Annotated in this window: 23 protein-coding genes; 22 read left to right on the top strand and 1 reads right to left on the bottom strand. The window is 67.8% G+C overall.

What is annotated here, in order from left to right:
* Window positions 1–25 precede the first annotated feature (25 nt).
* From argS to G4H71_RS02475, 21 genes are all read left to right on the top strand, one after another.
* Entirely contained in the window at window positions 26–1,678 is a 1,653-nt protein-coding gene (gene argS, locus G4H71_RS02575; protein WP_072736923.1) for an arginine--tRNA ligase, read from the top strand.
* Complete coding sequence (gene lysA, locus G4H71_RS02570) at window positions 1,678–3,099, top strand: diaminopimelate decarboxylase (RefSeq protein ID WP_072736924.1); 1,422 nt, start codon at window positions 1,678–1,680, stop codon at window positions 3,097–3,099. Before argS ends, lysA begins: the two co-directional genes overlap by 1 nt.
* The gene (locus tag G4H71_RS02565; RefSeq protein ID WP_246442622.1) at window positions 3,096–4,406 is read left to right on the top strand and encodes a homoserine dehydrogenase; all 1,311 of its coding nucleotides are present in this window, start codon (window positions 3,096–3,098) and stop codon (window positions 4,404–4,406) included. Before lysA ends, G4H71_RS02565 begins: the two co-directional genes overlap by 4 nt.
* Window positions 4,403–5,494, top strand: a complete 1,092-nt coding sequence (gene thrC, locus G4H71_RS02560; RefSeq protein WP_072736925.1) for a threonine synthase — start codon at window positions 4,403–4,405, stop codon at window positions 5,492–5,494. The genes G4H71_RS02565 and thrC overlap by 4 nt, the downstream gene beginning before the upstream one ends.
* 45 nt (window positions 5,495–5,539) lie before the next feature.
* Entirely contained in the window at window positions 5,540–6,484 is a 945-nt protein-coding gene (gene thrB, locus G4H71_RS02555; RefSeq protein ID WP_072736926.1) for a homoserine kinase, read from the top strand.
* A gap of 349 nt (window positions 6,485–6,833) precedes the next feature.
* On the top strand, window positions 6,834–8,909 hold the full coding sequence (gene rho, locus G4H71_RS02550) for a transcription termination factor Rho (protein WP_072736927.1): 2,076 nt from the start codon (window positions 6,834–6,836) through the stop codon (window positions 8,907–8,909).
* 274 nt (window positions 8,910–9,183) lie between these two features.
* Window positions 9,184–9,441 (top strand): 50S ribosomal protein L31, encoded by a 258-nt coding sequence (gene rpmE, locus G4H71_RS02545; protein ID WP_072736928.1) that lies wholly within the window; start codon window positions 9,184–9,186, stop codon window positions 9,439–9,441.
* Window positions 9,442–9,577: 136 nt separating this feature from the next.
* Window positions 9,578–10,657, top strand: coding sequence for a peptide chain release factor 1 (gene prfA, locus G4H71_RS02540; protein WP_072736929.1), 1,080 nt, complete (start codon window positions 9,578–9,580; stop codon window positions 10,655–10,657).
* Window positions 10,658–10,684: 27 nt separating this feature from the next.
* Window positions 10,685–11,677: a peptide chain release factor N(5)-glutamine methyltransferase gene (prmC, locus tag G4H71_RS02535; protein WP_083343167.1), complete on the top strand. Its 993-nt coding sequence runs from the start codon at window positions 10,685–10,687 to the stop codon at window positions 11,675–11,677.
* Window positions 11,674–12,342, top strand: coding sequence for an L-threonylcarbamoyladenylate synthase (locus G4H71_RS02530; protein ID WP_072736930.1), 669 nt, complete (start codon window positions 11,674–11,676; stop codon window positions 12,340–12,342). The genes prmC and G4H71_RS02530 overlap by 4 nt, the downstream gene beginning before the upstream one ends.
* 91 nt (window positions 12,343–12,433) lie before the next feature.
* Window positions 12,434–13,642: a glycosyltransferase family 4 protein gene (locus tag G4H71_RS02525; protein WP_174561826.1), complete on the top strand. Its 1,209-nt coding sequence runs from the start codon at window positions 12,434–12,436 to the stop codon at window positions 13,640–13,642.
* An 82-nt stretch (window positions 13,643–13,724) separates the two neighbouring features.
* Complete coding sequence (locus tag G4H71_RS02520; protein ID WP_072737004.1) at window positions 13,725–14,222, top strand: Cg1360 family ATP-synthase-associated protein; 498 nt, start codon at window positions 13,725–13,727, stop codon at window positions 14,220–14,222.
* Window positions 14,223–14,546: 324 nt separating this feature from the next.
* Window positions 14,547–15,338: a F0F1 ATP synthase subunit A gene (gene atpB / locus G4H71_RS02515; protein ID WP_072736931.1), complete on the top strand. Its 792-nt coding sequence runs from the start codon at window positions 14,547–14,549 to the stop codon at window positions 15,336–15,338.
* A 96-nt stretch (window positions 15,339–15,434) separates the two neighbouring features.
* Complete coding sequence (locus tag G4H71_RS02510) at window positions 15,435–15,677, top strand: ATP synthase F0 subunit C (RefSeq protein WP_072736932.1); 243 nt, start codon at window positions 15,435–15,437, stop codon at window positions 15,675–15,677.
* 9 nt (window positions 15,678–15,686) lie between these two features.
* Complete coding sequence (locus tag G4H71_RS02505; protein ID WP_072736933.1) at window positions 15,687–16,250, top strand: F0F1 ATP synthase subunit B; 564 nt, start codon at window positions 15,687–15,689, stop codon at window positions 16,248–16,250.
* 5 nt (window positions 16,251–16,255) lie between these two features.
* A complete protein-coding gene (locus G4H71_RS02500) occupies window positions 16,256–17,083 on the top strand; it encodes a F0F1 ATP synthase subunit delta (protein WP_072736934.1) in 828 nt (275 codons plus the stop codon).
* 74 nt (window positions 17,084–17,157) lie between these two features.
* The gene (atpA, locus tag G4H71_RS02495) at window positions 17,158–18,801 is read left to right on the top strand and encodes a F0F1 ATP synthase subunit alpha (RefSeq protein WP_072736935.1); all 1,644 of its coding nucleotides are present in this window, start codon (window positions 17,158–17,160) and stop codon (window positions 18,799–18,801) included.
* Between the two features lie 48 nt (window positions 18,802–18,849).
* Window positions 18,850–19,830 carry a F0F1 ATP synthase subunit gamma gene (locus G4H71_RS02490; RefSeq protein ID WP_072736936.1) on the top strand — a complete coding sequence of 327 codons (981 nt, stop codon included), beginning with the start codon at window positions 18,850–18,852 and terminating at the stop codon, window positions 19,828–19,830.
* Window positions 19,831–19,833: 3 nt separating this feature from the next.
* On the top strand, window positions 19,834–21,282 hold the full coding sequence (gene atpD, locus G4H71_RS02485) for a F0F1 ATP synthase subunit beta (RefSeq protein WP_072736937.1): 1,449 nt from the start codon (window positions 19,834–19,836) through the stop codon (window positions 21,280–21,282).
* 6 nt (window positions 21,283–21,288) lie between these two features.
* On the top strand, window positions 21,289–21,657 hold the full coding sequence (locus G4H71_RS02480) for a F0F1 ATP synthase subunit epsilon (protein WP_072736938.1): 369 nt from the start codon (window positions 21,289–21,291) through the stop codon (window positions 21,655–21,657).
* 61 nt (window positions 21,658–21,718) lie between these two features.
* The gene (locus G4H71_RS02475) at window positions 21,719–22,147 is read left to right on the top strand and encodes a DUF2550 domain-containing protein (protein ID WP_072737005.1); all 429 of its coding nucleotides are present in this window, start codon (window positions 21,719–21,721) and stop codon (window positions 22,145–22,147) included.
* A 9-nt stretch (window positions 22,148–22,156) separates the two neighbouring features.
* On the opposite strand, the gene G4H71_RS02470 is transcribed toward G4H71_RS02475, so the two are convergent.
* Window positions 22,157–22,729: a cob(I)yrinic acid a,c-diamide adenosyltransferase gene (locus G4H71_RS02470; protein ID WP_072736939.1), complete on the bottom strand. Its 573-nt coding sequence runs from the start codon at window positions 22,727–22,729 to the stop codon at window positions 22,157–22,159.
* A gap of 54 nt (window positions 22,730–22,783) precedes the next feature.
* Here G4H71_RS02470 and murA point away from each other — a divergent pair, with 54 nt between their 5' ends.
* Window positions 22,784–24,058 carry a UDP-N-acetylglucosamine 1-carboxyvinyltransferase gene (murA, locus tag G4H71_RS02465; protein WP_072736940.1) on the top strand — a complete coding sequence of 425 codons (1,275 nt, stop codon included), beginning with the start codon at window positions 22,784–22,786 and terminating at the stop codon, window positions 24,056–24,058.
* The last annotated feature ends 144 nt before the right edge of the window (window positions 24,059–24,202 follow it).

The raw sequence follows: 24,202 nt of genomic DNA, 5'->3' as shown, positions 1-24,202 counted from the left end.
GCTCAAACCCATAGGATGGACACCTGTGACTCCAGTTGACCTTGCCGAACTCCTGCGCGCGACCGCGGCGAAAGTGCTCGCCGGGCGTGGCCTCGACGCGTCCGTCCTGCCCGAGACGCTCACCGTCGAGCGTCCGCGCAACCCCGAGCACGGTGACTACGCCACGAACGTCGCGATGCAGGTGGCGAAGAAGGTCGGGACGAATCCGCGTGAGCTGGCCGGATGGCTGGCAGAGGAATTGTCCCAGGTGGACGGGATCGACAGCGCCGAGATCGCGGGCCCGGGCTTCCTCAACATCAAGCTCGCCGCGGACGCACAGGGGCGCATCGTCGAGAGCGTGCTCGCCGCCGGCCCCTCCTACGGGTCGGGATCCTCCCTCGCCGGCACGAACATCAACCTCGAGTTCGTCTCGGCCAATCCGACCGGCCCGATCCACCTCGGCGGCACCAGGTGGGCTGCCGTCGGAGACGCCCTCGGACGCATCCTCGGCACCCAGGGCGCGACGGTGGTACGCGAGTACTACTTCAACGACCACGGTGCGCAGATCGACCGGTTCGCCCGGTCCCTCGTGGCTGCCGCACTGGGACAGCCAGCGCCCGAGGACGGATATGCCGGTGCCTACATCTCCGACATCGCCACGCAGGTGCTCGCCCAGCGCCCCGACGCCCTGGACCTGCCCGAGGCCGAACGTCAGGAAGTGTTCCGCGCCCTCGGGGTGGACCTGATGTTCGCGCACATCAAGAAGAGCCTGCACGACTTCGGTGTCGACTTCGACGTGTACTTCCACGAGAACTCGCTGTTCGAATCCGGGGCCGTCGAGCGGGCCGTCGAGACGCTGAAGACGTCCGGCAACCTGTACGAGAAGGACGGCGCCTGGTGGCTCGAGAGCACCCGGTTCGGCGACGACAAGGACCGCGTCGTCATCAAGAGCGACGGCAACGCGGCCTACATCGCCGGTGACATCGCCTACTTCCAGGACAAGCGCGCCCGCGGCTTCGACCTGTGCATCTACATGCTCGGTGCGGACCACCACGGCTACATCGGACGGCTGAAGGCGGCTGCCGCGGCGTTCGACGACGACCCCGCGACGGTGGAGGTCCTCATCGGCCAGATGGTCAACCTCGTTCGTGACGGCGTGCCGGTGAAGATGTCCAAGCGCGCCGGCACCGTGATCACCCTCGACGACCTCGTCGACGCGATCGGCGTCGACGCGGCCCGGTATGCGCTCGTGCGCTCCTCCGTCGACTCCGGTATCGACATCGACCTGGAGCTGTGGACCTCCACGGGCAACGAGAACCCCGTCTACTACGTCCAGTACGCCCACGCCCGGCTGTCGGCTGTCGGCCGCAACGCCGCGGATCTGGGAATCACCTCGGCGGACCCGGACCTGTCGTTGTTGACGTCCGAGCAGGAAGGCGACCTCGTCCGGACCCTCGGTGACTACCCGAGGGTCGTCTCCAGCGCCGCCGCGCTGCGGGAACCCCACCGCATCGCCCGGTATCTCGAAGAGCTCGCCGGCGCGTACCACCGCTTCTACGGTGCCCACCGCATCCTCCCGCAGGGTGACGAGGAACCGGCCCCCATCCACACCGCCCGGCTCGCGCTGTGCGATGCCACCCGCCAGGTGCTCGCGAACGGTCTCGAGCTGCTCGGCGTCAGCGCCCCGGAGCAGATGTGATGAATGCGCACCCCGCAGGACCCCTTCACGCCGAACAACTGCACGCCCCGGGGCTGCCCGAGCGCCCGGTGGACGCGGCCGCGTACAGCGCGCTCGCTCCCGCCGTGTGGCCGCGCAACGCCCGCCGGGACGACGACGGCCAGGTGAGCGTCGCCGGCGTCCGGGTGTCCGAGCTCGCCGAGAAGTACGGCACCCCGCTGTTCGTGATCGACGAGGACGACTTCCGCTCCCGCTGCCGGGACATGGTCGGCGCGTTCGGCCCCGACGCGAAGGTGCACTACGCCTCCAAGGCGTTCCTGTGCGGCGAGATCGCGCGATGGGTCGCCGACGAGGGGCTGTCCCTCGACGTGTGCTCGGGTGGCGAACTCGCGGTGGCCCTGCACGCCGGCTTCCCGGCCGAACGGATCGCGATGCACGGCAACAACAAGTCCGTCACCGAACTGCGGGCGGGCGTCGCGGCCGGGGTCGGCCACGTCGTGCTCGACTCCGCCACCGAGATCGACCGGCTGGACACCGTCGCGGCCGAGGCCGGACGGGTGCAGGACGTCCTGATCCGGGTCACCGTCGGCGTCGAGGCCCACACGCACGAGTTCATCTCCACCGCCCACGAGGACCAGAAGTTCGGCTTCTCGCTCGCCGGTGGGGACGCGATGGATGCGGTACGCCGCGTCTTCGCGGCCGATCACCTGCGGCTCGTCGGCCTGCACAGCCACATCGGATCCCAGATCTTCGACGTGGACGGTTTCGAACTCGCCGCGCACCGGGTCATCGGTCTGCTCCGCGACGTCGTCGCCGAGTTCGGTGTGGACAAGACGAAGCAGATCTCGATCGTCGACCTGGGCGGCGGCATGGGAATCTCCTACGTTCCCAGCGACGATCCGCCGCCGGTGGACGAGCTGGCGGCGAAGTTGCGGGACATCGTTCGCAACGAGTCGGCGGCGGTGGGGCTGCCCGAGCCGACGATCGCGGTCGAACCCGGACGTGCCGTCGCGGGACCGGGGACGATCACGCTGTACGAGGTCGGCACGGTCAAGGACGTCGCGGTCGGCTCCACGGCACGCCGGCGCTACGTGAGCGTCGACGGCGGCATGAGCGACAACATCCGTACCTCTCTGTACCAGGCCGAGTACGAGTGCAAGCTGGTCTCGCGGGTGAGCGGGGCAGACCCCGTGGTCGCGCGTGTCGTCGGCAAGCACTGTGAGACGGGCGACATTGTCATCCGCGACACGTGGATGCCGGACGACGTCGGGGCGGGGGACCTGCTCGCCGTCGCGGCGACCGGTGCATACTGCTACTCGATGTCGAGTCGGTACAACCTGCTCGGCAGGCCCGCCGTCGTGGCGGTACGCGACGGATCGTCGCGAGTGATCCTGCGTAGGGAAACTGTGGAAGATCTGCTGAGCTTGGAGGTGTCGCAGTGAGCGAGTCGGCGCATCGCGCTATCGGTGTGGCCGTCCTCGGCCTCGGCAACGTCGGGAGCGAGGTCGTCCGGATTCTGCGTGAGCACTCCGCCGATCTCGAGGCGCGCGTCGGTGCGCCACTCGAGTTGCGCGGCGTCGCGGTGCGGACGGTGGGAGCGGACCGGGGTGTTCCCGAGGAACTGCTCACCACGGACGCCGAGGCGCTCGTCGCCCGCGCCGACGTCGACCTCGTCGTCGAGGTGATCGGCGGAATCGACCTGCCGCGCAAGCTGATTCTCTCCGCGCTCACCTCCGGCAAGTCGGTCGTCACGGCCAACAAGGCGCTGCTGGCGGATCACACCGGCGAACTCGCGGAGGCAGCGGAGGCGCAGAACGTCGATCTGTACTTCGAGGCATCCGTCGCCGGTGCGATTCCGGTGATCCGGCCGCTCACCCAGTCTCTGGCCGGTGACCGGGTCACGAAGGTGGCCGGAATCGTCAACGGCACAACGAACTTCATTCTCTCCGCGATGGACGAGACCGGAGCGGACTACGCCGACACGCTGGCGGAGGCGGGGCGACTCGGCTACGCGGAGGCCGATCCCACGGCGGACGTCGAGGGCTTCGACGCGGCTGCGAAGGCGGCGATCCTCGCGTCGATCGCGTTCCACACGCGGGTCACCGCCGCGGACGTGTACCGCGAGGGGATCAGCCGGATCACCGCCGCGGACCTCGAGGCCGCGCGCGCGCTCGACTGCACGGTCAAACTGCTGTCGATCTGCGAGCGGATCTCAGGTCCGGACGGCCGCGAACGGATCTCGGCGCGGGTGTACCCGGCGCTGGTACCGCTGCAGCATCCGCTGGCGTCGGTCAACGGTGCCTTCAACGCCGTCTTCGTCGAGGCCGAGAACGCGGGCCGGCTGATGTTCTACGGCCAGGGCGCGGGCGGTGCCCCCACCGCGTCCGCCGTGATGGGCGATCTGGTGATGGCGGCGCGCAACCGCGTCAACGGTGGTCGCGGCCCGCGGGAATCGAAGTACGCGAACCTCGAGGTCGCACCGATCGGTGACATCCCCACCCGCTACTACGTGAACATGCAGGTCACCGACAAGGCGGGTGTCCTGTCGGCGGTGGCCGCGGAGTTCGCCCAGCACGGCGTGAGTATCTCCACCGTCCGGCAGGAGGGCGCCGGTGAGGGGGCCCACCTGGTGGTCGTCACCCACACCGCCACCGATGCGGCCCTGTCCGAGACCGTGGCCGCGCTCAGCAAACTCGAATTCGTCCTCGCTGTGACCAGCGTGCTGCGATTGGAAGGCACCGAACAATGACCGGCATCGACTCGAAGAACTCCGCCGTCCACACCCCGTGGCCCGGTCTGATCGAGGCGTACCGCGATCGCCTCGCGATCGGTCCGGATTGGACGACGGTGACGCTGCTCGAGGGCGGTACACCGCTGGTGCCCGCCGGGCACCTGTCCGAGCTCACCGGCTGCGACGTGTACCTGAAAGTGGAGGGGCTCAACCCGACCGGGTCGTTCAAGGACCGCGGCATGACGATGGCGGTCACCGACGCCCTCGCCCGTGGTCAGCAGGCGGTGCTGTGCGCGTCGACCGGTAACACCTCCGCCTCGGCCGCGGCCTACGCCGCGCGGGCGAAGATGACCTGCGCGGTTCTGGTCCCTCAGGGCAAGATCGCCATGGGCAAGCTGGCCCAGGCGGTCATGCACGGCGCCAAGATCATCCAGGTCGAGGGCAACTTCGACGATTGTCTCGAGCTCGCTCGCAAGACCACGGCGGAGTTCCCGACGATCGCGCTGGTCAATTCCGTGAACCCGGTCCGCATCGAGGGGCAGAAGACCGCCGCGTTCGAGATCTGCGACGCGCTCGGTAAGGCACCCGACGTGCACGCCCTGCCGGTCGGCAACGCGGGCAACATCACCGCCTACTGGCGCGGCTACTCCGAATACCGAGCAGACGGCATCACGTCGTCCTCGCCCCGCATGCTCGGGGTGCAGGCCGCGGGTGCCGCACCGCTGGTGCACGGTGCGCCGGTGAAGGATCCGGAGACCATCGCGACGGCGATCCGGATCGGTTCACCCGCCTCCTGGCAGGGTGCGGTGTCGGCGAAGGAGGAGTCGGGCGGTGCGTTCCGTGCCGCGACCGACGAGGAGATCCTCGAGGCGTACCGGCTCGTCGCGGCCACCGAAGGGGTGTTCGTCGAGCCGGCCTCCGCCGCGAGTATCGCCGGGCTGCTCGCCGCGAAGAAGGAGGGCTGGCTCGATTCCGGTCTCACCGTCGTGTGCACCGTGACCGGCAACGGTCTCAAGGATCCGGACACGGCGTTGACCGGTATGCCGCACGTGGAGCCCATCCCCGTCGACCCGGTGGCGGTCGCCTCGGCCCTCGAGTTGGCATAAGTGGCCGCATCCCCGTCTCGCCAGGCGGAGAACCGGACTTCACCGATGACACAGACACTTCCCACCGGATTGACCGTCACCGCCCGTGTCCCGGCATCGAGCGCGAACCTCGGGCCGGGGTTCGACACGCTGGGTCTCGCTCTCGGAATGTACGACGAGATCGTGGTGACAACAACGGATTCGGGTTTGAACATCCGTGTCGAGGGTGAGGGTGCCGACGACGTCCCCTGGGGTCCTTCCCATCTCGTGGTGCGGGCCATCGAGCGCGGACTCGAGTCGGCAGGTGTGTGGGCAGATGGCTTGGATGTCTTGTGCCGCAACGCTATCCCGCATTCGCGAGGCCTCGGATCGTCGGCGTCGGCTGTCGTCGGCGGGCTGGCGGCCGCCAACGGGCTGGCCGGAAAGCTCGACCCGGAACTGGCACTCGGCAGTGATCAGCTGGTGCAGTTGTCCTCCGAGTTCGAGGGGCACCCCGACAACGCCGCCGCATCGGTTCTCGGTGGGGCAGTGGTGTCCTGGAGCAGTGTGACGTCCTCGGCCGAAGGGGCCTCGGCCGTGCCGCGGGAGTATCGCGCGGTCCGGCTGGCGGTGCATCCGAGTGTCCGGGCCGTCGTGCTGGTACCGAGCGAACGCTCCTCGACCGCGCACACCCGAGGGCTGCTGCCGGACTCGGTGCCGCACCGCGACGCCGCGTACAACGTCAGCCGCGGCGCGCTCGCCGTCGTCGCGCTGACCGAGCGGCCCGATCTGCTGATGCCCGCGACGGAGGACCGGCTCCATCAGGCTCAGCGGGCGCCCGCGCTCCCGCACACCACTCGATGGATCGAGCGCCTTCGTGCGGAGGGAATCGCCGCTACGGTCTCCGGCGCCGGCCCCACCGTGCTGGCTCTCACCACGGCGGAGTTTCCCGAGTGGCTCCGGCGAGATGCCGAGGCGGACGGGATGCAGGTCCACGAACTCGGCATCTCCGACGGCGTCGCGGTCTCCTGAGAGGCCCGTCCCGAGGCCGGAACGGGCCGACACGGTTGCCCGCCTCCTTGCCCACTCGAACGTTCGAGGCTATTCTGGGCACTGTCCGTACATCGTGCGCATCAGACGCCGGTGCTTCACCAGGGCGAATACTCCAGTTCATCCGGGGTTGACGCGTCCTGGCAGGATCCTCCGCACTTTCTATTTGTGATGGATTTTCGAACACGCGCCTGCTCTTCGGTGGTGTGGCGGGCAAGCCGGCAGTTTCTTCGAAATGCAACTACGTACGGCACATCCGAATCCGGTGGACCGGATTACGGGACGAACCCTCGGCTCTGCGCAGCGCGAGCGAGGGAAGGAAAGGACCTCCGTGACCGATACGGAACTCATCGCCAGCCCCGCAGACGCGGACGTGCAGGTGACGCAATCTCCCCAGGCCGGTGCGGCGCGCAGTGATGCCGTCGCGGCCTCGGCCAAGCGAGCGGACGCCCGTCGTGGCACGGGGCTGTCCGGCATGGTTCTCGCCGAACTCCGTGCCCTCGCCGCCGAACTCGGCATCAAGGGCACGTCCGGCCTGCGTAAGGGCGACCTGATCGCGGCCATCAAGGAACGCCAGGGTCAGTCCGGCGGAGACAGCACCCCGGCCCCCGAACGTCGTGAGCGGGCCTCGCGCGCCAAGGCTCCCGCTGCCGCCGCCGAGGCCGGTGCTCCCCAGGCACCCGCCGCCGCCCCGCGCACCGAGTCGGCGCCGGTCGCCGAGAGTGCCGAGCAGCCGTCGTCGGACGAAGGCGCCGCGGACTCCGACCAGGGCGGTGGACGCCCCCGGCGCCAGCGCCGTGGATCCGCACGCCGCGCGGGTGCTCCCGAGCAGGGCGATCAGGCCGCGGATCAGGGTGCGGACAGGCAGCGCCCGGACAAGCAGGGTGACAAGCAGGACGGCGGCAAGCAGGACGGCCCGAGGGCCGAGGGCGGCCGCGAGAACGCCGGCAAGTCCGATGGCCGCGACAACGCCGGCAAGGGTGACGGCCGGGACAACGCCGGCAAGGGCGACGGCCGGGACAACGCCGGCAAGGGCGACGGCGGCTCCGAGCAGGGCGGCAACCGTCGCGAGCGCGGCGACCGGAACCGCAACCAGGGCAATCAGAACCAGAACCAGGGTGGCGGTCCTCGCCAGGACAACCGCAACGACGACGACGAGGAAGGCGGCCGCGGGCGCCGGGGACGTCGGTTCCGTGAGCGTCGTCGTGGGCGCGATCGTGGCGGCGAGAGCAACGAGCGCGACGTCGAGATTCGTGAGGACGATGTCCTGCAGCCGGTGGCCGGGATCCTCGACGTGCTCGACAACTACGCCTTCGTCCGTACCTCCGGGTACCTTCCGGGGCCCAACGACGTGTACGTCTCGATGAACCTGATCCGCAAGAACGGTCTGCGCCGCGGAGACGCGATCACCGGTGCGGTCCGGGTTGCGCGAGAGGGCGAGCAGAGCAACCAGCGGCAGAAGTTCAACCCGCTGGTGCGCATCGACACTGTCAACGGTGGCAGCATCGACGCCGCCAAGCATCGTGCCGAGTTCAACAAGCTCACGCCGCTCTACCCGAACCAGCGCCTGCGGCTCGAGACCGAGCAGAACCGCCTGACGACCCGTGTCATCGATCTGGTCATGCCGATCGGCAAGGGGCAGCGCGCGCTCATCGTCAGCCCTCCGAAGGCCGGTAAGACCACGGTCCTCCAGGACATCGCCAACGCGATCGCGACGAACAATCCCGAGTGCCACCTCATGGTCGTCCTCGTGGACGAGCGGCCCGAGGAAGTCACCGACATGCAGCGTTCGGTGAAGGGTGAGGTCATCGCCTCCACCTTCGACCGTCCGCCGAGCGATCACACCCTGGTGTCCGAGCTGGCCATCGAGCGGGCGAAGCGCCTGGTCGAAGCGGGCAAGGACGTCGTGGTGCTGCTCGACTCCATCACCCGGCTGGGTCGCGCCTACAACAACTCGTCGCCGGCGTCGGGGCGAATCCTGTCCGGTGGTGTCGACTCGACGGCGCTCTATCCGCCGAAGCGGTTCCTCGGCGCGGCCCGCAACATCGAGAACGGTGGCTCGCTCACCATCATCGCCTCGGCGCTGGTGGAGACCGGTTCCACCGGTGACACCGTCATCTTCGAGGAGTTCAAGGGCACCGGTAACGCCGAACTCAAGCTCGACCGCAAGATTGCCGAACGGCGTGTCTTCCCGGCCGTCGACGTCAATCTGTCGAGCACCCGCAAGGACGAGTTGCTCATGACGCCGGACGAGTTCGCCGTGGTGCACAAGCTGCGCCGGGTGCTCTCCGGGCTGGATTCGCAGGCGGCGATCGACCTGCTCGTCAACCGTCTCAAGAAGACGCAGAGCAACGTCGAGTTCCTGATGCAGGTCTCGAAGACCGCGCCGGGCGCTCTCGACGACTGACCGCCGGGACACTGCGGAACAAACCCGACCGGGTCGCCGTTGACATTCATTGTCAGTGGCGGCCCGGTTTCCGGGTGAAAGGTCCGTTCGACCGGTTGATCCGGCTGAAGGTGCCCTTCACCCACAGGGAAAAGGGGGCAGGTGCGGTCGATCCCGTTGATCCGGTACGGATTGGGGCGCTCGCAGCAGCTCTGGCATACTGAACGGCTGAGTCCGGTTCCGGTTCACGGCTTCGAACGGCGAAGGCGACCCGGCGACCATCGAAAGGGACACCATGAAGGCAGGAATTCACCCCGACTACGGGACGACCACCGTCGTCTGTGGTTGCGGCAACACGTTCGAGACCCGCAGCACCGCCGACGGCGGACGCATCACCGTCGAGGTCTGCTCGCAGTGCCACCCGTTCTACACGGGTAAGCAGAAGATCCTCGACACCGGTGGACGTGTCGCGCGCTTCGAGGCCCGCTACGGCAAGGGCGGCGGCCGGCCCGCGAAGAAGAGTGCCGAGAAGGCGGATTCCGCCAACTCCTAGCTACCCCGCCGACGCCCGTCCTGTGTATGTCACAGGTCGGGCGTCGGCTTTTTCGTGCCGTCGGCCGGCAGGTGCGGACGGGCACCTCCGACGACCGGACTCGACAGGCCGTCTCGACAGATAATGGAGCACACCCATGGCGGGAAGGACGCAACCGTCGGCGATCGACGACATCCTCGCCGAACACGCGGGCCTGGAGCAGCAGCTCGCGGACCCGGCACTGCACAACGACGCCGGTGCGGCCCGGCGGGTGGGCAAGAGGTTCGCCGAGTTGGCGCCGGTGATGACGGCCTACACGAAGCTGAAGGCGGCTCGTGAGGACCTCGAGGCCGCCCGGGAACTCGCCGCCGACGATTCCGCGTTCGCCGCCGAGATCCCTGCGCTCGAGGCTCAGGTCGACGAGCTCGACCGCACCCTCACCGATCTGCTCGCCCCGCGGGACCCCCACGACGGTGACAACGTCGTACTCGAGGTCAAGTCCGGCGAGGGCGGCGAGGAGTCCGCACTGTTCGCCGCCGATCTGGCTCGCATGTACATCCGCTACGCCGAACGCCACGGCTGGCGGGTGGAGATGCTCGGCACGACCCTGTCGGATCTCGGTGGGTACAAGGACGCGACCCTGTCGATCACGTCGCGCAGCGACACCGCCGAGGGCGTGTGGTCGAAACTGAAGTTCGAGGGCGGGGTGCACCGCGTGCAGCGGGTCCCCGTCACCGAGTCCCAGGGCAGGGTGCACACATCCGCCGCCGGTGTCCTCGTCTACCCGGAGCCGGACGAGGTCGAGGAAGTCCAGATCGACGAATCGGACCTGCGGATCGACGTCTACCGTTCGTCCGGGAAGGGTGGTCAGGGCGTCAACACCACCGATTCCGCGGTGCGGATCACGCACCTGCCCACCGGCATCGTCGTGACCTGCCAGAACGAACGCTCGCAGCTGCAGAACAAGGCCCGCGCGATGCAGGTCCTGGCGGCGCGTCTGCAGGCCGCGGCGGAGGAAGCCGCGGAGGCCGAGGCATCCGCGGACCGCCAGAGCCAGGTTCGCACGGTGGACCGTTCCGAGCGCATCCGCACCTACAACTTCCCGGAGAACCGGATCACCGACCACCGGGTGGGATTCAAGGCACACAACCTCGACGCGGTACTGGACGGCGAACTCGACGCCCTGTTCGACGCACTCGGAAAGGCGGACCGTGAGGCTCGGCTCACTGCGGAGTGACACCCCCGGCGTGGCAGGCTGTAGCTCGTGACCCGGCAACCGCTCCGACTGGCCCTGGCGGAAGCGACCGCGCAGCTCGAGGCCGCAGGCGTCGGGAGCCCGCGCGTGGACGCCGAGCTGATCGCCGCCCACCTGCTCGGAGTCGAACGGACCCGGCTCGGGCTGGTACCGCTCGTGGACGCCGCGGTCGCGCAGCAACTGACCGAGCTGGTCGCGCAGCGGGCCCGGCGGATCCCGCTGCAGCATCTGCTCGGTACCGCCGCGATGGGCAACATCGATCTCGAGGTCGGGCCTGGCGTGTTCGTCCCGCGTCCCGAGACCGAACTGCTCCTCGGCTGGGCTCTGGCCTTCCTCGAAGGCACTGCCGGGCGGCCGCCGGTCGTGCTCGACCTGTGTACCGGTTCGGGCGCCCTCGCCCTCGCGATCGCCCACGCCCGCCCGGACGCCGAGGTCCACGCCGTCGAGATCGACCCCTCCGCTCTGGCATGGGCTCGGCGCAACGCCGCGGCCCGTGAGCAGGACGGGGACACCCCGATCGCCCTGCACCAGGGTGACGTCACCGACCGGGCGCTGCTCAGCCGACTCGACGGCACCGTCGATCTGGTGGTGGCGAATCCGCCCTACGTTCCCGAGGATGCGGTCCTGGAACCGGAGGTCGCCGACCACGATCCCCACCTCGCGCTCTTCGCCGGTACCGACGGACTGTCGGTGATCAAGCCGATGGTCTCCAACGTCGCGCGCTGGCTCCGGATCGGGGGAGCGGTCGGCGTCGAGCACGACGACAGCAACGGTGCCGAGGTGGCGGCACTCTTCGCCGGTCGCCGAGTGTTCGGCGACGTCGTCGAACACCCTGATCTCGCGGGTCGGCCGCGCTTCGTCGTCGCACACCGGGTGGCCACGGAGGTCGAGGCCGAACGCATCGCCGCCGCGAAGGAACGCCAGGAGCGCCGCCGCTCGTCACCGCCCGAGCCGCCGCCGGAGGATCCGAGCGAACACCGGAGTGAAAGAATGACGCCGTGAGTGTTGTGTACGACTGTGGCCGTCCCGATTCCCGCGCCGCCGGACTGAGCGCGGCGAAGAACGCGCTGAAGGCCGGCCGCCTGGTGGTGCTGCCCACCGACACGCTGTACGGGCTGGGCGCGGATGCCTTCGACGGAGACGCGGTGGCCTCGCTGCTGCGTGCGAAGGGCCGCGGACGGGACATGCCGGTTCCGGTGCTGGTGGGCTCCTGGGACACCATCGACGGACTCGTCTACACGGTGCGTCCGCAGGCCCGTGACCTCATTCGCGCGTTCTGGCCGGGAGGCCTCAGCCTCGTCGTGCGGCAGGCCCCGTCGCTGGCCTGGGATCTGGGCGACACCCAGGGCTCGGTCATGCTGCGCATGCCGTTGCACCCGGTCGCACTCGAGTTGCTTCGGGACGTGGGGCCGCTGGCCGTGTCGAGCGCCAACATCTCGGGACAGCCTCCGGCGACCACGGCGGCAGAAGCCAAGGGGCAGCTCGGCGGCATGGTGAGCGTCTACCTGGACGGGGGGCCGGCCGATCACGGTCTCGCCTCCACCATCGTCGACCTCACCGGTGACACCGTCCGCATCCTGCGCGAGGGTGCCGTCCGGACCGAGAACGTGGCCGAGGTCCTCGGTGTTCCGCCCGAGACCCTGCTCGACGGCGCGAGCCCTGCATGAGCCGCGACGCCTGCGGCGCCGGTGACGGATCTCGGGTGTCCTCGGAGTTTCGGCAGCCCGGTGGCCTCCCGGCAGCGGTAGCGTCGGCCTCGTGACCGCTCCCGTCCTCGCCGGCCCCGTGCCGGCACATGCCGCGCTGGCCCAGGCGGGGGGAGGGGCCGGAGTCCCGATTCGGGAGTTGCTGCTCGTCCTGTTCGTGGCGGCTGTGGTGACTTACCTCGCGACCGGGCTGGTGCGTGTCCTGGCCATCCGCTTCGGCGCCGTCGCCGTTCCCCGCGATCGGGACGTCCACGTCGCGCCGACTCCTCGCCTCGGGGGCACCGGCATGTACGCCGGAATGCTGGTCGCGTTGTTGTTCGCCACCCAACTGCCCGCCCTCACCAGGGGATTCGAGTTCACCCGCGACATACCGGCGGCACTGGTCGCCGGGTTCGTGATCGTGCTGGTGGGCGTCGTGGACGACCGTTGGGGCCTGGATGCGCTGACGAAGTTCGTCGGCCAGGTCACCGCGGCCGGAATCCTCGTCGTGATGGGGGTGAGCTGGTTCATCGTGTACGTCCCGTTCGGTGAGGGGACGACGGTGGTTCTCGACCAGTTGCAGGCCGGGCTGGTCACGATCGGCGTGTCCGTGGTGATGATCAACGCGATGAACTTCGTCGACGGGCTCGACGGGCTGGCCGCGGGACTGGGCTTGATCTCCTCTGCCGCGATCTGTGTCTTCTCTATCGGGTTGCTGCACGATCAGGGCGGTGACGTCAGTGCCTATCCGCCCGCGATGCTCGCCGCGGCCCTCGCCGGGGCATGCCTGGGCTTCCTGCCGCACAACTTCCAGCCGGCCCGGATCTTCATGGGCGATTCGGGCTCGATGCTCATCGGGCTCATGCTGGCGACCATCGCGACCAGTGCGTCCGGCCGAATCCCGCTCACCGCGTACGGTTCGCGCGATCTGCTCGGTCTGTTGTCGCCGTTGCTGCTCGTCGGTGCGGTCATGTTCATCCCCATCCTCGATCTGCTGCTCGCGATCGTGCGGCGTACCCGCGCCGGGGTGAGTCCCTTCAGCCCGGACAAGATGCATCTGCACCACCGCCTGTTGCAGATCGGGCACTCGCATCGCCGGGTGGTCCTCCTCATCTATCTGTGGGTCGGCGTTCTCGCCTTCGGTGCCGTGGGCAGCGCGTTGTTCGATCGTCGTGCGGTCGTGTTGCTTCTCGCCGGCGGGCTGGTGTTCGCGCTCGTGGTGACCGCGGTGCCCTCGCTCCGCACCCAGCACGAGGGTGCCCACGCCGACGGCGACGGCTGAGCGCACCGCGCGGGTGGAGCTCGCCCGCTGCGGGTGCGATCGGGAGCAGGGACGAATCGGGCATCCGTTACGCTGGGGCATCGTGACCTCCCCAGATCCGGATTTCGCCCTGTCCACCTCCGTACCCGGGGGATCCACCGCGGCGCTGCGGCGCGCAGTGCTCTACGGCGCACTCGGGCTGGTGGTCCTCGCCGTCGTGGGCGTCGTCGTGGGCTGGCTCGCTGCCGGACTGCCCGGTGTGTGGGGAGCGCTCCTCGGTGCCGGGATCGGCGGCGGTTTCGTCCTCGTCACTGCGGTCACCGTGCTCGCGACAGCCAAGCTCCCGCCGCTCACCGCCGCCGCGGTGCTGCTCGGGAGCTGGCTACTCAAGATGGCGATCGCGCTGATCGTGCTCGGCGTGCTCAATCCCCTGGACTTCTACAGCCGGCCCACCCTGGTCGCGGTGATGGTCGGTGCCCTGGTGCTGGTTCTCGGCGCGGAAACCTGGGGTGTACTGAAGAGTAAGATGCTCTATGTGGAACCGGCCACACCGCAGCGTGGGGCGGATCCCGAGGAGCCGAACTCCTCCGACGGTTCGTAGTAGTTCGGCGAACCAGCCGGTAACCCGACCGGACCCCCGTCTACACACTGTCGTAGATGTCTTGATAAGGTTCGGGCCAAGCGAGCACAATCAGGCGTTGCCCGGACACGGGACCGACGCCCCTGTGATTTGCAGGCGGAAGCCCCCGCGCAACCGCCGAGTCGACGAGAGTCGCCGACGCCGACAGCGAGTCCTTCGGGAGGAAGCTGACGAATTCGCGAGTCGATCTCGTCGGCTAGTAGATCGTCACTGTCCGATCGAACCACCACTGTCCGATCGAACCGCAGGCCGACACCGACTGCGGACCGACTACGGGAGAGACCGCTGAGCGTCACATTCACGGCCGAGGGCTATCACCCGCCCACATTGGCCGACTTCAACCCGCCTGCCATCCTGTTCGGTGGAACCCCGTTCGAAATCGATCGACTGGTCATGCTGCGGCTGATCATGTGCGGGTTGCTTCTGCTGTTCTTCGTGCTGGCCCTCCGTAGCCAGAAGCTGGTACCCCGTGGAGTCCAGAACGTCGCCGAGCTCGCACTCGACTTCGTGCGGATCAACATCGCGGAGGAGATTCTCGGCAAGGAACAGGGACGGCGCTTCCTCCCCGTCATCTCGACGATCTTCTTCGTCGTCCTCGCGACGAACATCTCGGGCGTCATCCCGTTCATGAACATCTCGTCCAACGGACGAATCGCCATGCCGATGGTTCTCGCGGCGTTCGCGTACGTCACGTTCCTCTACGTCGGCATCAAGAAGTACGGCTTCCTCAAGTACTTCAAGAGCAGCATCGTCGTCCCGAACGTGCCTCCGGCCCTGCACCTGCTGCTGATCCCGATCGAGTTCATCTCGACCTTCATCCTCCGCCCGTTCACGCTGATGGTCCGTCTCATGGCCAACATGCTCGCGGGTCACATTCTCTTGGTGCTGTTCTTCGGGTCTGCCTGGTACTTCTTCTTCGAGGCCGGGAACTTCACCGCGGTGTTCGGCGTGGCGTCGCTCGCGGCCGCCGTGGCCTTCACCTTCTTCGAACTGCTGGTCATCTTCCTGCAGGCCTACGTCTTCGCGCTGCTCACCTCGGTGTACATCGACACCTCGCTGCACGCGGATTCGCACTAGAACTTCCACTCCGGCCGGACCTACACATCCGGCTACACCGAGAACTGAGCCCCACACCGAACCCGGTGGGGGCCAACAGAAAGGGAAACAATCACCATGAGCCTCGCGTACCTGGCACAGGAAGCGGTCGAGACCAACGTCACCGGCTACGGCGCCATCGGCTTCGGCCTCGCCGCCATCGGCCCCGGCATCGGCATCGGCATCCTCGTCGGTAAGGCAATGGAGAGCATGGTCCGTCAGCCCGAGATGGCCGGACAGGTTCGTACCACCATGTTCCTCGGTATCGCGTTCACCGAGGCACTCGCCCTGATCGGCCTTGTCGCCGGCTTCATTTTCTAAGACACCGTCATGGCAGCAGCAACTATCGCACTACTCGCAGCGGAGGGTGAGGAGCAAAATCCTCTCATCCCTGCGGTATACGACATCGTCTGGTCGATCGTAGCCCTGGCTGTCGTCGCGTTCGTCTTCTGGAAGTTCGTTCTTCCCATGGCTCAGCGGGTTCTCGACGAGCGCACGGAGAAGATCGAGGGCGGTCTCGTCCGTGCCGAAGAGGCGCAGGCCGAGGCTCAGGCAGCGCTCGAGCAGTACCGCGCGCAGCTGGCCGAGGCTCGCACCGAGGCAGCACAGATCCGTGAGGACGCTCGCACGCAGGGCCAGCAGATCATCGCCGAGATGAAGGCACAGGCTCAGGAAGAGAGCGATCGCATCGTCGCGGCCGGGCACAACCAGCTCACCGCGCAGCGTCAGCAGATCGTCGCCGAATTGCGCGGCGACCTCGGACGCACTGCGGTCGACCTCGCCGAGAAGGTCATCGGCGAATCGCTGTCCGAGGACGTCAAGCGTGCCGGCTCGATCGACCGCTTCCTCGACGAGCTCGATTCCGTCGACACCAAGACCGCAGCAGGGAAGTGAGGCCCATGTACGCAGCGAGCCGTGAGGCCTTGACGCAGACACGTGCTGCGTTGTCCTCGGCCTTGGACACCGTCTCCCCGGGGGCGGCAACCGCGGCCGCGGCTCAGACCGGAGCGGACCTGTTCTCGGTCGTCGATACGCTGGACGGTGCGCGTGGCCTGAAGGCGGCGCTCTCCGACAGCTCGGCGCCCGAGGCGGCACGCTCAGGACTGGCTGAGCAGGTTTTCGGCGGCAAGGTCTCCTCCGAGACCCTCGCCGTCGTCAAGGCAGCGGTGACCAGTGACTGGTCCGCCCCGCGAGACCTGCTCGACTCGCTCGTGCTTCTCGGCCGGGAATCCCTGCTGAAGGCCGCAGCCGACCAGGACCAGCTCGACACTGTCGAAGACGAGCTGTTCCGACTGGGCCGCATCGTCGCCGGCAACCCGGAGCTCGAGCAGGCGTTGTCGGACCGGACCACCGAACCGCGCCGCAAGAGGGAGCTGCTCACCAGCGTCCTCTACGGCAAGGTGACCGCGGTCACCGAGGCGCTGGTGGTGCAGGCGGTCGGCAGGCTCCGTGGCACCGCTCCGGCGGACGTGTTCGACACGCTGTCGAACATCGCCGCGGCTCAGCGCGAGAACCTGGTCGCCAAGGTGACCAGCGTCAGCGCTCTGAGCCAGGCACAGTCCGATCGGCTGGCCACCACGCTCACCCGCCTGTACGGCAAGCCGGTGACCGTCCACGTCGAGGTCGACCCCGAACTGCTCGGTGGTCTGGTCGTCCGGGTGGGCGACGAGGTCATCGACGGCAGTGCGGCCGGGCGGCTCGCGGCATTGCGGAAGTCCTTCAACTAGTTCAGAACTAGTTTCGGGCAGAGACCATATTCCCCAGATCTTTTCGAAGACCAGACACCGAGAGCAGGAAGAACATGGCGGAGCTGACGATCTCCTCCGACGAGATCCGTAGCGCGATCGACAACTACACCGCGAACTACTCACCGGAGGCCTCCCGCGAGGAGGTCGGCGTGGTGACCGACACCAGTGACGGCATCGCGCATGTCAGTGGCCTGCCTTCGGCGATGGCCAACGAACTTCTGGAGTTCCCCGGCGGCGTCCTCGGCGTGGCACTGAACCTGGATGCCACCGAGATCGGTGCCGTCATCCTCGGCGAGTACGAGACCATCGCCGAAGGCCAGGAAGTCAAGCGCACCGGCGACGTCCTGTCCGTTCCTGTCGGCGATGCCTTTCTGGGCCGCGTCGTCAACCCGCTCGGTCAGCCGATCGACGGTCTCGGTGAGATCGAGTCCGACGAGAACCGCGCCCTCGAACTGCAGGCGGCCTCGGTGCTCGAGCGCCAGCCGGTCGAGGAGCCGATGCAGACCGGCATCAAGGCCATCGATGCGATGACGCCGATCGGCCGTGGCCAGCGTCAGCTCATCATCGGCGACCGCAAGACGGGCAAGACCGCCGTCTGCATCGACACGATCCTCAACCAGAAGGCGAACTGGGAGTCGGGCGATCCGACCAAGCAGGTGCGTTGCATCTACGTCGCGGTCGGCCAGAAGGGTTCGACGATCGCCGGCGTCAAGCAGGCACTCGAAGAGGCCGGCGCGCTGGAGTACACCACCATCGTGGCCGCTCCCGCTTCCGACTCGGCAGGCTTCAAGTGGCTCGCGCCGTACACGGGTTCGGCGCTGGGCCAGCACTGGATGTACCAGGGCAAGCACGTCCTGGTCGTGTTCGACGACCTGACCAAGCAGGCCGAGGCCTACCGCGCGATCTCGCTGCTGCTGCGTCGCCCGCCGGGCCGTGAGGCGTACCCCGGTGACGTCTTCTACCTGCACTCGCGTCTGCTCGAGCGGTGCGCGAAGCTGTCCGACGAGCTCGGCGCCGGTTCCATGACGGGTCTGCCGATCATCGAGACCAAGGCCAACGACGTGTCGGCCTACATCCCCACCAACGTCATCTCGATCACCGACGGTCAGGTGTTCCTCGAGTCCGACCTGTTCAACCAGGGTGTCCGCCCCGCCATCAACGTCGGCATCTCGGTGTCGCGTGTCGGTGGTGCCGCGCAGACCAAGGGTATGAAGAAGGTCTCCGGTTCGCTCCGTCTCGAGCTGGCTCAGTTCCGCGAGCTCGAAGCGTTCTCGGCATTCGCATCGGACCTCGATGCCGCGTCGAAGGCGCAGCTGGACCGCGGTGCACGTCTGACCGAGCTGCTCAAGCAGGACCAGTTCTCCCCGGTCCCGGTCGAGGACCAGATCGTGTCGATCTACCTCGCCGGCGAGGGCGTGTACGACAGCGTCCCGGTCGGCGACGTGCGTCGCTTCGAGGCCGAGCTGCTCGAAGACCTGCACCGCAACGCGGCGAGCGTCTACGAGTCCATCGACGGTGGCAAGGTCCTCGATGCGGACAACGCCGAGGTGCTCCTGACGGCAACCGAGAAGTTCAAGCAGGGCTTCATCGCGTCCGACGGCAGCCGCGTGGTCAACGAGCCCGAGGCCGAGGCTCTCGCTGCCGAAGAGGTCAGCAAAGAGCAGGTCAACGTCAAGCGGAAGACCATCAACAAGTGAGCCGCGCGGTCCTGACACTGCGACAGACGAAGGGAGAGTGATCGATCGATGGCCAGCATTCGCGAACTGCGTTCGCGCATCAAGTCGGTCAACTCGACCAAGAAGATCACCAAGGCGCAGGAGCTGATCGCGGCCTCGCGGATCACCAAGGCCCAGGCCCAGGTGGCGGCGTCCAAGCCGTACTCCGACGAGATCACGAAGGTACTCGGCGAGCTCGCCAGCGCGTCGACGTCGCTGGATCACCCGCTGCTCACCGAGCGCGAGCAGGCCAAGCGCGCTGCCGTGCTCGTCGTGACCAGCGACAGCGGCCAGTGTGGTGCGTACAACGCGAACGTCCTCAAGGAAGCGGAGGAGCTGTACCAGCTGCTCCGTAGCGAGGGCAAGGATCCGATCGTGTACGTCCTGGGCAACAAGGGCCTCGGCTACTACACGTTCCGCGAGCGCCCCGTGGCCGGTGCGTGGACGGGCTTCTCCCAGTCCCCGCGCTACACGGACGCGCAGAAGGCGGCCCGGCATCTCGTCGAGCTCTTCATGGCGGGATCCGGTGAGGCCGTGGAAGCGCCCAACGGCGAGGGAACCATCGAGGGGGTCGACGAACTCCACATCGTCTACACCCGTTTCGTCTCGATGCTCACCCAGCGTCCCGAGGTCCGCCGCGTCGCACCGCTCGAGGTGACGGTCACCGAGGAGGAAGTCGACCTCGGGGAGGACATGCTGTCCGACAGCGCACGCAGCGCGGACAGCGAGCCCACGCCGGACTACAGCTTCGAGCCGGACGCGGAGGAGCTGCTGGCTTCGCTGCTGCCGAAGTATGTGAACACGCGTATCTACGCGGCTCTGCTCGACGCCGCTGCGTCCGAGCATGCTGCCCGTCGTACCGCCATGAAGGCCGCGACGGACAACGCGAACGAACTGGTGAACACGTTGAGCCGCCAGGCAAATCAGGCTCGCCAGGCCCAGATCACCCAGGAAATCAGCGAGATCGTCGGCGGCGCGAACGCGTTGGCCTCGAGCGCAGGAAGTGACTAGACAATGACCGCAGCAGTAACCGAAAACAACGCGGCGGGGGCGACCGACGTCGCCGGCCGCGTCGTGCGGGTGATCGGTCCCGTCGTGGACGTTGAATTCCCGCGCGGGGCAGTGCCCGAACTCTTCAACGCGCTCAAGGCGGAGGTCACCCTCCCGTCGGTCGCCAAGACGTTGACTCTCGAGGTTGCTCAGCACCTCGGTGACAACATGGTGCGCGCCATCTCGATGCAGCCGACCGACGGCCTGGTCCGCGGCGCGGCAGTCGTCGACTCCGGCAAGCCGATCTCGGTTCCCGTCGGTGACGTCGTCAAGGGGCACGTGTTCAATGCCCTGGGCGATTGCCTCGACGCGCCGGGCACCGGGCGGGACGGCGAGCAGTGGGGCATCCACCGCAAGCCGCCGGCGTTCGATCAGCTCGAGGGCAAGACCGAGATCCTCGAGACCGGTATCAAGGTCATCGACCTGCTGACCCCGTACGTCAAGGGCGGCAAGATCGGTCTGTTCGGTGGTGCCGGTGTCGGCAAGACCGTTCTGATCCAGGAGATGATCACCCGTATCGCGCGTGAGTTCTCCGGTACGTCGGTGTTCGCCGGCGTCGGTGAGCGCACCCGTGAGGGCACCGACCTCCACCTCGAAATGGAAGAGATGGGCGTCCTCCAGGACACCGCCCTCGTCTTCGGCCAGATGGACGAGCCGCCGGGAACGCGTATGCGCGTCGCCCTGTCCGCACTGACCATGGCGGAGTACTTCCGCGATGTGCAGGGCCAGGACGTCCTGCTGTTCATCGACAACATCTTCCGTTTCACCCAGGCCGGTTCCGAGGTGTCGACCCTTCTCGGTCGTATGCCTTCCGCCGTGGGTTACCAGCCGACGCTGGCGGACGAGATGGGTGAGCTGCAGGAGCGCATCACCTCGACCCGTGGCCGCTCGATCACCTCGCTGCAGGCGATCTACGTTCCCGCCGACGACTACACCGACCCGGCGCCGGCAACGACGTTCGCGCACCTCGATGCGACCACCGAACTGTCGCGTCCCATCTCGCAGATGGGTATCTACCCCGCGGTGGATCCGTTGAGCTCGACCTCCCGCATCCTCGAGCCCGGCATCGTCGGTGCCGAGCACTTCCGGGTTGCCAACGAGGTCAAGCGAATCCTGCAGAAGTACAAGGAACTGCAGGACATCATCGCGATCCTCGGTATGGACGAGCTCTCCGAGGAGGACAAGGTCCTCGTCGGTCGGGCGCGTCGTCTGCAGCGCTTCCTGGGCCAGAACTTCATCGTGGCCGAGAAGTTCACCGGTCAGCCGGGTTCGGTGGTCCCGCTGCGCGACACGATCGAGGCGTTCGACCGGGTCTGCAAGGGCGAGTTCGACCACTTCCCGGAGCAGGCGTTCAACAGCCTCGGTGGCCTCGACGACGTCGAAGCTGCCGCCAAGAAGATCGCCGGAAAGTAGTCCGCCATGGCTGAGATGACCGTAGACCTCGTCGCTGTCGAGAAGCGGCTGTGGTCGGGCACCGCGAGCCTCGTGGTCGCCCAGACCACGGAAGGCGAGATCGGCGTCATGCCCGGTCACGAGCCGCTTCTCGGCCAGCTCCTGGACGACGGGATCGTCGCGATCACGACGGCGGACGGCGAGCGTGTGGTCGCCGCGGTGCACGGCGGATTCCTGTCCGTGACCGCGACGACGGTGACCGTGCTGGCGGAGTCCGCGGACCTGGCCGAGGACATCGACGTGGAGTCGGCGAAGGCGGTGTTGTCCGGCTCCGGTGCGGACGAGGCCGATCTCGCCGTCGCCAAGGGCCGCGTCCGAGCAGTCGAGCGCGCCTGACCGGCGAGACGACCGCGACCGAGACAACCGCGACAGGGGCCGACGAGCAGTGACGATCGGAATGATTCTGTTGATCATTCTGGTTGTGCTGCTCGCGGCCCTCGTCGCGGCTTTCTTGTATCGGCTGGTCGTGCTGCGACGCGGCGGAACCGCCGCGATTCTGCGGGTGTTGCCCGCCGCGGAGGGTGCCGGTTGGCGGCACGGAATCATCCGATACGGCGACTGTGACCTGGTTTTCTACAAGTTGTCGAGCCTGCGGCCCGGCCCGGACTCCAAGATCGCCCGGTTGGGTATCGAGGTCGACGGGCGGCGCAGCCCACGCGGCAACGAGTTCGACATCATGACCGAGGACATCGTGATCCTCGGAGTGTCCGAGGGAGCGGACCGATACGAGGTCGCCCTCGACGGGGGAGCCCTGACCGCCTTCCTCTCCTGGGTCGAGTCCCGGCCCTCCGGCCGGTCCCAACGGCGGAGACCGAACCCCGGCTGATCGTCGACGTCAGGCGCCGGCGCCTGGCTTCCACAGCACGTCGCCCTCGGGATTGGCGACCCGGCCGAGGATGAACAGCAGGTCGGAGAGCCTGTTGAGGTACTTCGCGGGAAGCACGCTCGTCTCTTCAGGGTGCTCGTCGTATGCGGCCCATGCCGAGCGTTCGGCACGACGAGTGACCGTGCGCGCTGTGTGCAGCAGGGCCGCGAGCGGCGTACCGCCCGGCAGAATGAACGAGTTCAGTGGCTCGAGTTGCTCGTTCCATTCATCGCACCAGCCCTCCAGCCGATCGATGTACGGCTGGGTGATCCGCAACGGCGGGTACTTGGGCGCGTCCACCACCGGTGTGGAGAGATCAGCGCCCGCATCGAACAGATCGTTCTGGATGCGACGGAGGACGACGGAGATCTCCTCGTCCGGATCGCCGATCGCGATGGCAGCGCCGATCGCGGCATTGGCCTCGTCGCAGTCGGCGTAGGCGACCAGCCTGGAGTCGTTCTTCGACACGCGGGAGAAGTCGCTGAGCCCCGTGGTGCCGTCGTCGCCGGTCCGGGTGTAGATCTTCGTCAAGTGCACGGCCATGGAGCCACGGTACCGGGCAACGCCTGAGCACCTCATGGCTCTAGGCTGTGGAGTGTGAGTGAACGGTTTCTGGTGACCGGCGGCAGCCGCCTCTCCGGTGAAGTGTCTGTCGGCGGCGCGAAGAACAGCGTGCTCAAGCTGATGGCTGCCGCACTCCTCGCGGAGGGCACCACCGAGATCACGAACTGCCCGGACATCCTCGACGTCCCGCTGATGGCGGATGTGCTCCGCGGGCTCGGCTGCGAGGTCGAGCTGGCGGGCGACGTGGTCCGGATCGCTACCCCTGCGGAACCGAAATATCACGCGGACTTCGCCGCGGTGCGCCAGTTCCGGGCGTCGGTGTGTGTCCTCGGACCCCTGGTGGCGCGCTGCCGACAGGCCGTAGTGGCACTTCCGGGCGGTGACGCGATCGGCTCGCGTCCCCTGGACATGCACCAATCGGGTCTTCGGCTCCTCGGTGCACACAGCACGATCGAGCACGGCTGCGTCGTCGCCCGGGCGGACGATCTGCACGGCGCGAACATTCGCTTGGCCTTCCCGTCGGTCGGCGCGACCGAGAACATCCTCATGGCTGCGGTGCTCGCCAAGGGCGAGACCGTCATCGACAACGCGGCACGGGAGCCGGAGATCGTCGATCTCTGCAACATGCTCGTACAGATGGGCGCGAAGGTCGGCGGGGCCGGGTCGTCCACGCTGACGATCCAGGGCGTGCGCCGCCTCGAACCGACATCGCACCGCGTGATCGGCGATCGGATCGTCGCAGCGACGTGGGGGATCGCCGCATCGATGACGCGAGGCGACGTCCGAGTGCGCGGCGTCAACCCCAAACATCTCGGGCTCGTGCTCGACAAGTTGTCGTCCGCCGGCGCAGAGGTCACCCCTGAGACCGACGGCTTCCGCGTCGTGCAGCGCGCCCGGCCGCGCGCCGTCAACTTTGCCACCTTGCCGTACCCGGGCTTTCCGACGGATCTGCAACCGATGGCGATCGGTCTGGCGACCATCGCGGACGGAACATCGATGATCACGGAGAACGTGTTCGAGGCACGGTTCCGGTTCGTCGAGGAGATGATCCGGTTGGGCGCGGACGCTCGCACCGACGGTCACCATGCGGTGGTGCGCGGGATCTCCCAACTCTCCAGTGCGCCGGTGTGGTCCTCCGACATTCGCGCGGGCGCCGGCCTGGTGTTGGCAGGGCTGGTGTCCGAGGGGGTCACCGAGGTGCACGACGTCTATCACATCGATCGCGGCTACCCGCGGTTCGTCGAGAACCTCCAGGCGCTCGGGGGCGGGATCGAGCGCGTGGGCACCGAGCCCACCGACGCGCGCTGACCCTCGGTAGCGCACCGGCGGCTGGAAGCTTCGCGGATCCGAGCCTGCGCCCCCCGTGGTGGGCATCACAGTCCCGATACCGTCTCCGATTCCGCGTCGAATGGGGGCGTGGGCGCCGCTGACCTGGGGAGTTTCCACGAGGTG

The sequence above is a fragment of the Rhodococcus triatomae genome (genome assembly GCF_014217785.1).
Lineage (GTDB): Bacteria > Actinomycetota > Actinomycetes > Mycobacteriales > Mycobacteriaceae > Rhodococcus_F > Rhodococcus_F triatomae.
Note: the sequence above shows the minus strand (reverse complement) of the source record. Positions and strands in the feature narration are given on the sequence as shown.